The following is a 12826-nucleotide window of genomic DNA, read 5'->3' as shown; positions in this document are numbered from 1 at the left end:
GGCGTCGCGTCCTCTTTTTGGCGCAGATCTGCTCGTAGTCCGTAAAGCCCAGCTGGAGGGGGGCGGCCATCCGTTCCAGTCTCAGTCTTGGATCTGGATTGATTTTAGCCGGTTTTTCAGATGTTCCCTAAGCTGACCCAATCTTAGCAGCTATAAGACCGTGACCTATTGCATCGGTTACTGGCTTGAGAAAGGATTGGTATTTGCCTCCGATTCCCGCACAAATGCCGGGGTTGACTACATATCAAGCTACAGCAAGATGTATGTATTTCAACCGGCATCTGATCGAGTGTTCGTGCTTCTTGCCGCAGGCAACCTTGCTACCACGCAGGCGGTGGTGCACGTGATCCAGCGGGATCTTGACCGGGCCATCGAAACCGGCAAATCCGATGCCAACATTTCCGGAGCCGGAGATCTAAGGTCGTGCCACTATCTCTTCGAAGCTGCAGCCTATATCGGCGAAGTCAGCGTCGCGGTGCAACAGAAACATCGCGCAGCCCTGGAGCAAGCGGGCACCAGCGCCGACGCCTCCTTCATCCTTGGAGGACAGATCGGAAGTGAGCCCCACGGCTTGTACATGATCTATCCCCAGGGCAATGCTGTGATGGCGACGAGTCAAACGCCATACCTGCAGATCGGCGAAACGAAGTATGGAAAGCCGCCCCTCGATAACGTGGGTAATACCAATCTGTCTCTGGAAGATGCCGCCCGGCTCTGCCTGATCTCGGAAGTGCTGACCCAGCGCTCCAACCTCACCGTGGGTCCGCCCTTCGAGCTGGCCATCGTCCCCCGAAACGAGCACACGCTGTCCCAGCACGTCACTCTGGAGGCGGATGCACCCGAACTCGCCACCGTGATCGACACCTGGCGCAGCGCCCAGCGAGAGGCACTGCATCGGCTGCCCGCCTTCGCCTGGGAGCATGCCGAAGCAAGCCGCTGACAGTCAGCCGCTCACTGCCCAGAGCTTCCCCTGACCTTTCTGTTGCCACGCCCGATGCCACCGTCGCCTGTTTCCGAGTGGGTCTCCACCGGCCATCTGCCCACCGCCGAAGTGGTGCAGTCCCTGGTGAACGAGGCCCATCAACTCTTTTCGCCCGTGGCGGACGGCAAGGTTGCGGACTACATCCCCGCCCTGTCCGCCGCCTGCCCCGATCACTTCGGGATCTGCGTGGCCGGCTGCGGTGGTCCGTTGTTCGAAGCGGGTGATGCAAGCGAATGTTTCAGCATTCAGAGCATCTCGAAGCCATTCCAGTTCGCCCTCATCTGCCAGGCGATCGGTGAGGACGAAGCGCGCGAGAAGCTGGGAGTGAACAGCACTGGTCTGCCCTTCAATTCCGTGCTGGCAGTGGAGCGCAGTGGTGAGGGCCTCTCCAATCCGATGGTGAATGCAGGCGCAATCGCCGCCACCAGCCTTTCGCCGGGAGCGACACCCGAACAGAAGTGGGGCTTCATCCAGGAGGGATTCTCACGCTTCGCCGGCCGGCAGCTAGAGGTAGATCAGCGTGTCTACAGCTCAGAGCTGACCACCAACCGTCGCAATGTCGGCATCGCCACTCTGCTCAGCGACCACCAACGCCTCTGGTGGGATCCCGAAGAAGCGACCGATCTCTACACCCGGCAGTGCTCCCTGCGTGTCACGGCTGCTGATCTCGCCGTGATGGCGGCCACACTGGCCAACGGAGGTCGCCAACCGGTCACAGGCGAACAGGTGATTGATGCCATCCACTGTCAGCATGTGCTGGCGGTGATGGTCACCGCGGGGCTCTACGAAACCTCCGGGGACTGGCTCTATGCCACCGGACTCCCCGGCAAGAGCGGAGTTGCGGGCGGAATGATCACGGTGGCACCCGGAAAAGGGGGGCTGGCCACCTTTTCACCCCCCCTTGATGAGGCGGGCAACAGTGTGCGCGGGCAGCTCACGGCACGATTCCTCTCGGAAGCCCTGGGGTTGAACCTCTTTGCTTCGAAGCCAGAGATCCATCTGGCTGCATAAGATTCAGCCTGCAAAGCATACGTTTTCTTCATACACCAGAGATGACAGATTTCATTCATGATCTGCTGCTGGCGGCCAGCATCGGGAGTACAGCTGACGACGCTCGAGCCGACCATTGGCATTCCTTCAGCTGTTGAAACGAGAACTTCTGTTGGCGGCCTTGATCAATAGCTCAAACCGTGGATTCATCCAATAATCAATCCAGATGGCCATCCGTGCCATAATCCCCACACTGGGCCAGGTTTGGCAAACTTGCAGCACCAGCCTTGGATATCACTCAATGAATGTCTTATTGGTTTATCCAGAGTTTCCCAAAACATTCTGGAGCTACGAAAAGATTCTCGAGTTGGTGAACAGGAAGGTGCTCCTGCCGCCGCTTGGGTTGATCACCGTGGCGGCCATTCTGCCCCAGGACTGGAACTTCAAGTTGGCTGATGTCAACATCAGGCCAGTCACCGATCAAGAGTGGATGTGGGCCGACCTGGTGATCATGTCGGCAATGATCGTCCAGAAAGACGACATCATTCGCCAGATCAATCTGGCCAGGCATTTTGGCAAGCCCGTGGCCGTAGGCGGTCCCTATCCATCTTCAACCCCCGAGGAGCTTGTTGCCGCCGGGGCTGATTACCTGATCCTCGATGAAGGTGAGATCACACTGCCCATGTTCGTGGCTGCCTGGGAGAGGGGCGACAAGGGAGGGCGATTCAGCTCCGAAGGCGTCAAGCCGGATGTGACCTCCACGCCCATCCCCCGCTACGACTTGCTGGAACTCAAGGCCTACGACTCGATGAGCGTGCAGTTCTCGCGTGGCTGCCCGTTCCAGTGCGAATTCTGCGACATCATTGTGCTCTATGGCCGCAAACCCCGGACCAAGACACCGGATCAACTCATCGGCGAACTCGCCAGCCTCTACAGCCTCGGCTGGCGGGGTGGCGTGTTCATGGTGGACGACAACTTCATCGGCAATAGGCGCAATGTGAAATTGATGCTCACGGCGCTGGAGCGATGGCAGCGAGAGCATGGCTATCCCTTCCGGTTCGATACCGAAGCTTCCCTCGATCTGGCTGATGATCAGGAACTCATCGATCAGATGCTGGCCTGCAACTTTGCCGCCGTCTTCATGGGCATCGAAACCCCCGACGCCGACAGTCTGGCGGCGACCATGAAGTTCCAGAACATGCGCTCGCCCCTGCTCGACTCGGTCGACAAGGTCACCCGCTCCGGCTTGAGGGTGATCGCCGGATTCATCATCGGCTTCGATGGAGAGAAGGTCGGGGCCGGTCAGCGGATCGTTGCCTTCTCAGAAGCCGCAGGGATTCCAACCACCACCTTCGCCATGCTTCAGGCCCTGCCCCATACCGCCCTCTGGCACAGGCTTGAGAAGGAAGGGCGGCTAATCGACAAGGTCGGCAACATCAATCAGACAACCCTGATGAACTTCGTGCCGACCAGGCCGGTGGAAGACATTGCCCAGGAGTATGTCGAAGCGTTCTGCGAGCTCTACGAACCTCGCAAATACCTCGACCGGGTGCATCGCTATTTCCTTAAACTCGGCCCAGCCAGGGTGAAGAGTGCCTTCAAGCTTCCCGATCCTGCGGTGATCCGGGCGCTGCTGATCGTCTGCTGGCGTCAGGGGATCAAGCGCTCCACCCGTTGGGCCTTCTGGCATCACCTGATCGACATTCTTCGCTCCAACCCCAAGGTGACGGAGCAGTACCTGGCCGTGTGTGCCCACAACGAGCATTTCATGGAGTATCGAGAGATCGTGCGGCGGCAGATTGAGAATCAACTGGCCGCCTATCGCCAGGGGCAGGCCAATCAGGCTGTCGTTCCAGTGCCGGTGAATGCCGTGCTGGAGCAGGGAGCAACTCCCATGGGCCGGTGATCGGGGAATCCGCTCAGGGCAGCAGGAAGCTGAAGTGGCGAGACAGGAAGCCCTGGAGCCCGGTCTGGGCCTGAAGGTCGAGTTCGGCGGCCCACTCCGCCTCCGCGATGTCGGCCTCACCCAGACCCAGACCCTCCACCAGGCGTCGGTAGGCCACCTTCTCCAGGGGGTTGATACTCGACTCATCGCCGGGCCGCCGGCCGACGCGAATCATCATGTAGCCCAGCTTCAGGGCCAGCTGCCGATCTTCGTCGGAATCGAGCCGGGAGATCAGCTCATCGAGCGCATCGGGCTGCAGAGTTCGCTCAGCCAGCGCCTCCACCGCCTCGGCGGACAGCGTCACTCCACCATCAGTGACTACGTAACGCTCCACCAGGTCCTGCAGCAGCTCCCGCTCCTCCGCGGAGAAGTCGCCATCCGACCAGGCCACACAGCAGAGGATGCGCAGCAGATCTAAGTTGCCGGCGGGCGGGGTGTCGGTGCTGGGCGCCATGAAGTGGGTCCGGTAGGCATCACTCCAGCCATTGTGACCGCTTGGTCCGGCAGCCCAAAACAGGATGGCCGCTGGAACTGGGATGCGCCGACGCCGGATCGCCGGCGCCATAGTGCGCCAACGCCCTGGCAGGACAGTGAAGGCCGTGCCAAGCCTGAAGTCCCTGACCCGTCGTGAGCGGGTTGATGAAGTGATGGATCAGCCGGGAATCGACCCCAGCGAGCACGCCTTGGCCCTGGCGGGACTCCGGCGCATCAATGCCCTCAGCCGCTGCTCAGCAAGCCTGTTCGCACCGATCCGCCAGCTGGCAGAGCGCCAGCGCGGCACTCCCCTGCGGGTGCTGGATCTGGCCTGCGGCGGCGGTGACACCGCCATCGACCTCGCCCTGATGGCCCGGCGCAGCGGTATTCCGCTGATCCTCGAGGGCTGCGACATCAGCCCCAGCGCCGTGGCGATCGCCCGCGCCAATGCCGAGCGCCGCGGCGCCGCGGCACGCTTCTTCCGGGCCGATGCCCTCGCCGATCCACTGCCCTCTGGTCCAGACGGCGCCTCCCCTGACGGCTACGACGTGGTGCTCACCTCCCTCTTCCTCCACCACCTCGACGACCACGACGCCGAGATGCTGCTGGCCCTGATGGCCCGGCGGGCCCGTCAGCTGGTGCTCGTGAACGACCTGATCCGCAGTCCCCTGGGCTACGGGCTGGCCTGGGCCGGCACCCGGCTGCTCAGCCGCTCCTGGATCGTGCACACCGATGGGCCGCGCTCGGTGCAGGGGGCCTTCCAGCTGGCTGAAGTGGCCGCCATGGCCGAGCGGGCTGGGCTGCGGGGCGCCTCGCTGCGGCGCTGCTGGCCGGAGCGATACCTGCTGAGCTGGTCCCGTGGCTGAGACCCTGCCCGGCGATCCCTGGGATGTGGTGGTGATCGGAGCCGGTCCGGCCGGCGCCCTGGCCAGCCTCGATCTGGCGCAGCGGGGCCTGCGGGTGCTGTTGGTGGAGAAGCGTCGCTTCCCGCGCTGGAAGGTGTGCGGCACCTGCTTCAACGGCCAGGCCCAGGCAGCGCTTGCCTCCGTGGGCCAGGGCCACCTGCTCGAGAGCCTGGGCGGGCGACCGCTGCGGCGGCTGAGGCTTGGCCTGGGCGGCCGGCAGGCGACCTGCGCCCTGCCCCCGGGATGGGCCCTCTCCCGCAGCCGCTTCGATCAGGCCCTGGTGGAAGCGGCCGTCAGCGCCGGAGTCGTGTTCCGCCCCCAGACCACGGCGCAGCTGGGTCCAGCCAGCGCCCACGCCCGCAGCGTCAGTTTGTGCCAGGGCCGCCATCAGGAGCTGCTGCAGGCGGCCGTGGTGCTGGTGGCGGCAGGACTGGCCCACCGCTGCCTCGAGAACGAGCCCACGGCCCAGACCCGTATCAGCCCCCGCTCGCGAGTGGGGGCCGGTTGCGTGCTGGGAGGTATGGGGCAACAGGATCACTGGGAGGAGGGCACCATCCACATGGCGGTGGGCCGCCATGGCTACGTGGGTCTGGTGCGGGTGGAGGACGGCAGCCTCAACCTGGCAGCCGCCTTAGATCGCAGCCTCCTGCAGGAGTGCGGGAGCACCGCTGTGGCCGCCGGACGGGTGCTGGCGGAGGCCGGCTTCCCTGCCATACCCCAGCTGGCGGAGGCCCACTGGCAGAACACTCCGGCCCTCAGTCGTCGCACCACCCCCCTGGCGGGCGATCGCTTCCTGGTGCTTGGGGATGCCGCCGGCTATGTGGAGCCCTTCACCGGAGAAGGCATGGGCTGGGCCCTGGCCGCCGCCGTCGCCGCCACACCGCTGGTGATGGAGGGCACACAGACGTGGCAGCCGGCGCTCGAGCGCCGCTGGAGTCGCACCCACAGGCAACGGATCGGCCGCCGGCAGCTGCTCTGCCGCAGCCTGGCCCTGGCGCTGCGCCATCCCACCAGCGCCCGCGGCCTGTTCTGGGCAGCGTCGCGCCTGCCATCCCTGCCGCTGCGGCTGATGTCATGCCCATGACGATCCTCGGCATCGGCACCGCAGTTCCTCGGCACCTAATCAGCCAGGGGGAATCGGCGGCGATGGCCGAGCGCATCTCCGGCTCCCCGCCGGAACGCGCGGCCCTGCTGGCGCGCATCCAGCGGCGCTCCGGGGTGAGCGTCCGTCACAGCGTGCTGCTGGAGTCGGCCCAGCATGAGGCCGACATCCACGGCCGCATGCCGTTCTATGGCGAACGCAGCCCATCCACGGGCGAGCGGATCCGACGATTTGAGGCCAATGCCGAACCCCTGGCGCTGGAGGTGGCCCGCCGCGCCCTGGCGGATGCGGGCCTGGCACCAGAGCGGATCACCCACCTGGTCACGGTGTGCTGCACGGGCTTCCAGGCGCCGGGCTTCGATCTCGCCCTGATCGAGCAGCTGCCCCTCAACCCCGATGTGGAACGCACCCATGTGGGTTTCATGGGCTGCCACGGAGCCCTCAACGGTCTGCGGGTGGCGCGGGCCTTCGTGGAGGCCGATCCGGGTGCCTGCGTGCTGCTCTGCGCCGTGGAACTCTGCAGCCTGCACATGCACTACGGCTGGGATCCGGAGAAGCTGGTGGCCAACGCCCTCTTCGCCGACGGGGCCGGCGCCCTGGTGGCCGCGGCCCCAGCCGAGGTCGCAGGCCCAGCATCAGGCACTCCCCCGTTGCAGGTGCTGGGCTCCGGCTCTACGCTCATCCCCGGCAGCAGCGATCTGATGTCGTGGACCATCGCCGACCACGGCTTCGAGATGACCCTCTCCGCCAAGGTGCCGGAGACCATCGCCGCCCACCTGCGACCGTGGCTGGAGCGCTGGCTCAGCTGCCGGGGCGAAAGCCTCGCCTCGATCGGATCCTGGGCCCTGCACCCCGGCGGGCCGCGCATCCTGGCGGCCGTCGCTGCCACGGCGGAGCTGGACCCCAGCCAGATCGAGCCCTCAGCGGCCGTGCTGCGCCAGTTCGGCAACATGTCGTCGCCCACGATCCTGTTCATCCTCGAGCGACTGCGCAGCGCGGCGGCTCCGCGGCCCTGGGTGGCCCTGGCCTTCGGGCCTGGTCTCACCGTGGAAGCCAGCCTGCTGGGCTGAGCCTCAGGGCCTCCTGAACCGGCGCAGCTCCCAGGCCGTGAGCCTTTGCTGGGTGTCGTAGATCAGGCTCACCTGCCGGAAGTGGTCGGCATCAAGGCGGCAGCCCACCTGCAACTCGAAGGCCCCCTCCGGCAGCTGCTCCGGCAGGGAACAAACCAGACCATCGTCGAAGCCGGCGGTGAGGCTGTTGTGGCTGAACCGGCTGCTGCGGAAGGGTTCGCACGGCTGCGGCGCCGGATCGACGACAGGCCAGCGCATGGGCTCAAGCCGCTCCAGCTCGCCGGGCCAGCCCTCCTGCTCCCCCAGTAGGGCCCGCCAGTCGCTGGCCGCAGGGCGGGGTGGATCCGGCTCGGGCGCCAGGCCGCAGCGGAAGGGCACCACCCCCAGGCTCTGCAACCGCCAGAGCGGAGATTCGCCCTGGGCGAACGCCAGCGGCGCGTAGAGCAGCACCAGCATCGAGCGGGAGCGGCCCCAGAACATGTTCACCTCGTGGCCGAAGCGTGGCTGCTGCCCGTCGACCGCCAGGCTCGACTGGCCGGCGGCGCCGCGGAATTGCCAGCACTGTCCGCCGCTGTTGTAAGCGGCGCGCGATAGGGGCAGCTGGCGGCGGCCGTCCGGTGCGAAGCGCAGGCCGCTGCCGTCCCACAGACCGGTGTCGAGGTCAGAGAAGCTGATGGAGTAGCGGGTGCCCTCGATCTCCGCGCTGGGGAGGGTGAGGTCCAGCACATCGGTGGCGCTGCGCTCATACCAGCGGCTCGTGCCACACCAGCGGCCCTCGAAGTTGAGCCGGTTGAGCTCCCACTGACGGTCGTGGCCGGTCATGGCATCAGGAGCTGTGGTGCTGGCGCCAGTGTGGTGGCGGCGCCTTAGCTTCTCGCCAGCCAGGCCAGTCTTGATGCGGATCGCGATCGTTGGCTGCGGCTATGTGGGCTCCGCCCTGGCAAGCCACTGGCATCAGCAGGCCAGGCACTGGCTGCGGGTCACCACCACCCGCAGCGAGCGGCTGGCGGAGCTGGCTCCCCTGGCCGATGACGTGCGGCTGCTGGATGCAGCCGACCCCGATCAGCTGCGGCAGGTCCTGGAGACCACCGAGGCGGCCGTGTTCTGTCTGGCGCCCGGGGGCAGCCGTCAGGTGAATGCCGACGGCTACGAGGCCACCTACCTGCGCAGCATGGAGGCCGTGGCAGCCGTGATGCCCCAGCTGCCAGGGCTCCAGCAGCTCGTGTACACCAGCAGCTGCTCGGTCTATGGCGAGGCCACGGGCCTGGTGGAGGAAACCACCCCCCCGCAGCCCTTTGAGCCCCACGCCCGGATCCTGCGCCACGCCGAAGAACTGCTGCTCGGCTGCCGTGCTCCCCACCGCCGCGTCGCGATCCTGCGGCTGGGGGCGATCTACGGCCCCGGGCGCGAGCTGGAACCCCGCTTCCGCTCCCTGGCGGGCAGCCGCCGCCAGGGGGATGGGTCTTCCTTGATCAGCTGGATCCACCGCGACGATGTGGTGACGGCCCTGGCCTGGGCGGTGGAGCAGGGCTTCGATGGACTCCTGAACCTCGTGGACGATGAACCGATCAGCGTGCGCGAGCTGGTCGACCGCAGCTGCCGCGCCGCCTGCCTCGAGCCGGTGATCTGGGAAGGCGACGCCGCCAGCCCTGCCGAGGGAGCTGCTCCCGCCACCGGCCGACGGATCTCGAACCGCCGCCTGCATCAGCTGGGACTCGAGCTACAGCACCCCAAGCTGGCGATCCTCGCCGCCCCGCGTTGCCCCGGGTCTGAGTCGCAGCCACCCTCCTAACCTTGCGGCGCCCCCTTGGTTGTGCCTGCCATGCGTTCCGTGCCGCTCCACCTCGAGCCCGGCAGCGACCTGCGCCGGTCGCTGGAGCAGCTGGCGCAGGAGCAGAACGCCTCAGGCTTCGTGCTCGGCGTGGTGGGCAACCTGGCCCAGGCCGCCTTCCAGTGCCCCGGCAAGATCGCCCCCACCGTGCTGCGCGGGGAGCTCGAAATCATCACCCTGCAGGGCACCCTCTCCCCCGAGGGGGTACACCTGCACCTGAGCCTCTCCGATGGGGAGTGCCGGGTCTGGGGCGGCCACCTGGAGCCGGGCTCCCGGGTGCTCAAGGGCGCCGATCTGCTGGTGGGCCTGCTCGAGTCGACTGCCGCAGCCGGAACTGAGACGGCAGGAGCCGAAGCCAGCGCCAATGAACCCCTTGAGTCCCTTGAGCCCCGGGTGACGATCGCCGTGCGCTCCGGTTGCCCCTTCTCCAGGCGCGCCCTGCGGATGCTGCGCACCCTCGGCATTCCCCACCGACTGATCGAGCCCAGCGCCGACGGGACCGTGCCCCAGATTTTCTTCGATGGGGAGCTGATCGGCGGCTACGACGAGCTGGCCCAGCGCCACGGCCGCGGCGAGCTGGAAGCCCTGCGCCAGGCATGACTGAAGACCAGGCATGACTCAGGACCAGAAATGACCCAAGACCAGATATGAGCCTGCCGCCTGCCGCCGCGCTGGAGCTGAACACCCTGGCGGGCTGCGGCCTGGCCATCGCCGGCTACCCGCATTTCCGCTACGACGCCCGCGGCGGTCGCGGCAGTGCCCAGTTGGGGCAACCATCCGGGGACGGGAGCTGGCCGCTTCGTTTCCAGCCGGAGGGGCTGTGCATTCCGCCGCTCAACTGGCGCAGCACCCGGGTTCTGGGTTTGCCCCTGCCGCCGGGGCTGAGCATCAGCATCGAGCCGGAGCAGCTGGAGGGTCTTCTCGATCCCGCCAGCGGCTGCCTGTCCCTGAATTTCAGGGCGCGCTTCCACTGTCGTGTGGGCTCGCTCTACCGCGCACCTCCCCTGCTGGTGGCCACGGAGCTGGTCACATGCGAGATCAGAAGCCAGCGGCATCACTGCTGCGGCCAGCCCCTCGCCGCCGATGGCAGGGCCCTGCTTGTCGGCGTGGCCACGATCGAGCCCACCGGTGAGGCCTGGCTCGATCGTTTCCTGGGGTTGCCCGATGAGGCTCTGGCGCTGTTGCGCTGTCGCTTCACTCCAGAAGCCGGGGCCGGGTTCCCGTGGGAACCACCTGCATACCGATCGGCGCCAGGGCAATGAACGCCAGCTTGACGTGCTGGATGCCGAAGGGGATGCCGATGATCGTCACGAAGCAGGCCAGGGCTGAACTGAGGTGGCCGATCGCCAGCCACCACCCTGCCAGCAGGAACCAGACCACATTGCCCACCAGCCCCAGGGGACCGGTGCCGAAGTCGATGCGGCCGGTGAGCTCACGGCGGCTGATCGCCTCCTGCCCGAACGGCCAGAAGGAGAAGTTGCCGATCACGAAGCAAGCCCGAGCCCAGGGCAGACCAATGACCGTGATGGCGGCCACCAGGCCCGCCAGCCACCAGCCCAGGCCCATCACGAAGCCCCCGAGCACGAACCAAAGGACGTTAAGAACAAAGCGCAGCATGTCTCCAGCCTCGCGCAGATCCGAAAATCAGTGTGCAGCCCCTGGCCCGTCAGCCCTGACCACGCGCCCGACCCGCCAGAGGCGAGCTGGCACCAAGCAAGTTTTATTACCAGCTTCCGGGCCCGTCGGCTAGAATCTGCAAACCTCCTTAACAAAAGGGACCCAAAGCATATGTTCACGCTCGAGAAAGCCGCCCAGATCTTCCCCAACACGCTTTCAGCGGATGTGGTGCCCGCCATCACGGCCCGCTACAAGCTGCTCAGCGCCGAAGACCAGCTGGCACTGATCTGGTACGCCTACCTCGAGATGGGCAAAACCATCACCATCGCCGCCCCCGGCGCTGCCCGCATGCAGTTCGCCGAAGGCGTGCTGAGCCAGCTCAAAGGCATGAGTTTTGCCCAGCAAAGTCAGGTGATGTGCGATCTGGCCAACAGCACCGACACCCCCATCGGCCGCACCTACTCAGGTTGGTCGGTGAATATCAAACTCGGCTTCTGGTATCAGCTCGGCGAGTGGATGGCCGCCGGCATCGTGGCTCCGATTCCCCAGGGCTACCAGCTCTCCGCCAACGCCGCCTCCGTGCTCAGCTCCCTCAAGAACGTCGAGCAGGGCCAGCAGATCACCCTGCTGCGTAACTTCGTCGTGGACATGGGTTACGACCCCGCCAAGGGCGAGGCCCAGCGCGTCATGGAGCCAGTGGTAGCTCCCACCCCTGAATCCCAGCGCCAGAAGGTATCGATCGCCGGTATCGACAGCGCCACGGTGAGCGCCTATATGGATCAGCTCAACGCCAACGATTTCGACAACCTGATTGAGCTGTTCCTGCCGGATGGAGCGCTGCAGCCTCCCTTCCAGAAACCGATTGTGGGCAAGGAAGCCATCCTGCGATTCTTCCGCGAAGACTGCCAGAACCTGAAGCTTCTGCCCGAATCCGGCATTGCCGAACCCGCCGACGGCGAGTTCACCCAGATCAAGGTCACCGGCAAGGTGCAGACCCCCTGGTTCGGAGCCGGAGTTGGCATGAATGTGGCCTGGCGCTTCCTGCTCAATCCCGACGGCAAGATCTACTTCGTGGCCATCGATCTGCTGGCCTCCCCTGCCGAGCTGCTCAAGTTCGCCCCTTGAGCCTTGTTACAGCCCCGGCCCCTGCCACCGGCAAGGGCCTGCTGTTGGCCGGCATGATCCTGCTGGCCTGGATCCTCAGCCTGGTGGTGCTGCTGCCAGCTGACCCCGGCCATTGGCCCCTGCCTCTGCTGCTGCTCGCCATCGGCATCCGCTCGGTGCTGCATACCGGCCTGTTCATCGTCGGACACGACGCCATGCATGGCCTGCTGATCCCAGGCCGGCCCAGGCTGAACCACCGGCTGGGGCAATTGGCCCTTGGTCTCTATGCCGGCCTGCCCTACGACGCCTGCCGCGCCAACCACCTGCGCCACCACCAGGCTCCGGGAACCGCCACCGATCCCGACCACCAGCCAAGCCAGGGCAGCGGTGTGCTGCGCTGGTATCTCCACTTCATGGCCAGCTATCTCTCCGCCGGCCAGATGCTGCGCCTGCTGGGAGGGTGGGCCCTGCTCATCCTGGTGGTGGCCGCGCCCTTCGGGGCCATGGCGCCGCTGTCGGTGCTGTTGATCTGCACCCTTCCCCTGCTGATCAGCTCCCTGCAGTTGTTCGTCTTCGGGACGTACCTCCCCCACCGCCAGTCAGAGGGGGAGAGACATCGCCACCAGGCCCGCAGCCTTGAGCTGCCGGTATGGCTCTCCCTGCTCGCCTGTTTCCACTTCGGTTATCACTGGGAACACCACGAGTTCCCTTCCAGGGCCTGGTTCCAGCTGCCGGGGATGCGCCGGTTCCGCCCGCCCATGCACACCCAATCGTTGCGGCTCGCGCCACCGGTGCTGCCGCGATAA

At 66.0% G+C, this 12826-nt stretch carries 14 protein-coding genes; 11 read left to right on the top strand and 3 right to left on the bottom strand.

Going from position 1 to position 12826, the window contains the following annotated elements:
- The first annotated feature begins 160 nt into the window (after nt 1-160).
- From KBY93_RS10425 to KBY93_RS10415, 3 genes are all read left to right on the top strand, one after another.
- Entirely contained in the window at nt 161-940 is a 780-nt protein-coding gene (locus KBY93_RS10425) for a 20S proteasome subunit A/B (protein ID WP_255094316.1), read from the top strand.
- 54 nt (nt 941-994) lie between these two features.
- Nucleotides 995-1993, top strand: a complete 999-nt coding sequence (gene glsA, locus KBY93_RS10420) for a glutaminase A (RefSeq protein WP_255094314.1) — start codon at nt 995-997, stop codon at nt 1991-1993.
- Nucleotides 1994-2273: 280 nt separating this feature from the next.
- Nucleotides 2274-3878: a B12-binding domain-containing radical SAM protein gene (locus KBY93_RS10415; protein WP_255094313.1), complete on the top strand. Its 1605-nt coding sequence runs from the start codon at nt 2274-2276 to the stop codon at nt 3876-3878.
- Between the two features lie 13 nt (nt 3879-3891).
- On the opposite strand, the gene KBY93_RS10410 is transcribed toward KBY93_RS10415, so the two are convergent.
- Nucleotides 3892-4371: a TerB family tellurite resistance protein gene (locus KBY93_RS10410; RefSeq protein WP_255094312.1), complete on the bottom strand. Its 480-nt coding sequence runs from the start codon at nt 4369-4371 to the stop codon at nt 3892-3894.
- A 145-nt stretch (nt 4372-4516) separates the two neighbouring features.
- Here KBY93_RS10410 and KBY93_RS10405 point away from each other — a divergent pair, with 145 nt between their 5' ends.
- The 3 genes from KBY93_RS10405 to KBY93_RS10395 are packed head-to-tail and all read left to right on the top strand — an operon-like array spanning nt 4517 to nt 7468.
- A complete protein-coding gene (locus tag KBY93_RS10405) occupies nt 4517-5257 on the top strand; it encodes a methyltransferase domain-containing protein (protein ID WP_255094311.1) in 741 nt (246 codons plus the stop codon).
- A complete protein-coding gene (locus KBY93_RS10400) occupies nt 5250-6380 on the top strand; it encodes an NAD(P)/FAD-dependent oxidoreductase (protein ID WP_255094310.1) in 1131 nt (376 codons plus the stop codon). The genes KBY93_RS10405 and KBY93_RS10400 overlap by 8 nt, the downstream gene beginning before the upstream one ends.
- Entirely contained in the window at nt 6371-7468 is a 1098-nt protein-coding gene (locus tag KBY93_RS10395; protein ID WP_255094309.1) for a type III polyketide synthase, read from the top strand. Before KBY93_RS10400 ends, KBY93_RS10395 begins: the two co-directional genes overlap by 10 nt.
- A gap of 3 nt (nt 7469-7471) precedes the next feature.
- Here KBY93_RS10395 and KBY93_RS10390 read toward each other — a convergent pair whose 3' ends face one another.
- A complete protein-coding gene (locus KBY93_RS10390; RefSeq protein ID WP_255094307.1) occupies nt 7472-8290 on the bottom strand; it encodes a hypothetical protein in 819 nt (272 codons plus the stop codon).
- Nucleotides 8291-8363: 73 nt separating this feature from the next.
- On the opposite strand from KBY93_RS10390, the gene KBY93_RS10385 reads away from it, so the two are divergent.
- From KBY93_RS10385 to KBY93_RS10375, 3 genes are read left to right on the top strand one after another with little or no spacing between them, the layout of a single operon-like run.
- A complete protein-coding gene (locus KBY93_RS10385; protein WP_255094306.1) occupies nt 8364-9260 on the top strand; it encodes an NAD-dependent epimerase/dehydratase family protein in 897 nt (298 codons plus the stop codon).
- A gap of 30 nt (nt 9261-9290) precedes the next feature.
- Entirely contained in the window at nt 9291-9899 is a 609-nt protein-coding gene (locus KBY93_RS10380) for a PCC domain-containing protein (RefSeq protein WP_255094305.1), read from the top strand.
- A 47-nt stretch (nt 9900-9946) separates the two neighbouring features.
- A complete protein-coding gene (locus KBY93_RS10375) occupies nt 9947-10561 on the top strand; it encodes a hypothetical protein (RefSeq protein WP_255094303.1) in 615 nt (204 codons plus the stop codon).
- Here KBY93_RS10375 and KBY93_RS10370 read toward each other — a convergent pair.
- Complete coding sequence (locus tag KBY93_RS10370) at nt 10494-10916, bottom strand: YccF domain-containing protein (RefSeq protein WP_255094302.1); 423 nt, start codon at nt 10914-10916, stop codon at nt 10494-10496. The genes KBY93_RS10375 and KBY93_RS10370 overlap by 68 nt on opposite strands.
- A 171-nt stretch (nt 10917-11087) precedes the next feature.
- On the opposite strand from KBY93_RS10370, the gene KBY93_RS10365 reads away from it, so the two are divergent.
- Complete coding sequence (locus KBY93_RS10365) at nt 11088-12041, top strand: orange carotenoid-binding protein (protein WP_255094301.1); 954 nt, start codon at nt 11088-11090, stop codon at nt 12039-12041.
- Complete coding sequence (locus KBY93_RS10360) at nt 12038-12826, top strand: fatty acid desaturase (protein ID WP_255094299.1); 789 nt, start codon at nt 12038-12040, stop codon at nt 12824-12826. Before KBY93_RS10365 ends, KBY93_RS10360 begins: the two co-directional genes overlap by 4 nt.

The sequence above is a fragment of the Synechococcus sp. J7-Johnson genome (assembly GCF_024345795.1).
GTDB lineage: Bacteria > Cyanobacteriota > Cyanobacteriia > PCC-6307 > Cyanobiaceae > Regnicoccus_A.
Note: the sequence above shows the minus strand (reverse complement) of the source record. Positions and strands in the feature narration are given on the sequence as shown.

Excerpts from the sequence above, each read along its gene's own strand:
- KBY93_RS10370 (WP_255094302.1), bottom strand. The coding sequence starts at position 10,916 with ATGCTGCGCTTTGTTCTTAACGTCCTTTGGTTCGTGCTCGGGGGCTTC.
- KBY93_RS10395 (WP_255094309.1), top strand. The coding sequence starts at position 6,371 with ATGCCCATGACGATCCTCGGCATCGGCACCGCAGTTCCTCGGCACCTA.
- KBY93_RS10380 (WP_255094305.1), top strand. The coding sequence starts at position 9,291 with ATGCGTTCCGTGCCGCTCCACCTCGAGCCCGGCAGCGACCTGCGCCGG.
- KBY93_RS10415 (WP_255094313.1), top strand. The coding sequence starts at position 2,274 with ATGAATGTCTTATTGGTTTATCCAGAGTTTCCCAAAACATTCTGGAGC.
- glsA (WP_255094314.1), top strand. The coding sequence starts at position 995 with ATGCCACCGTCGCCTGTTTCCGAGTGGGTCTCCACCGGCCATCTGCCC.
- KBY93_RS10410 (WP_255094312.1), bottom strand. The coding sequence starts at position 4,371 with ATGGCGCCCAGCACCGACACCCCGCCCGCCGGCAACTTAGATCTGCTG.
- KBY93_RS10365 (WP_255094301.1), top strand. The coding sequence starts at position 11,088 with ATGTTCACGCTCGAGAAAGCCGCCCAGATCTTCCCCAACACGCTTTCA.
- KBY93_RS10375 (WP_255094303.1), top strand. The coding sequence starts at position 9,947 with ATGAGCCTGCCGCCTGCCGCCGCGCTGGAGCTGAACACCCTGGCGGGC.
- KBY93_RS10385 (WP_255094306.1), top strand. The coding sequence starts at position 8,364 with ATGCGGATCGCGATCGTTGGCTGCGGCTATGTGGGCTCCGCCCTGGCA.
- KBY93_RS10390 (WP_255094307.1), bottom strand. The coding sequence starts at position 8,290 with ATGACCGGCCACGACCGTCAGTGGGAGCTCAACCGGCTCAACTTCGAG.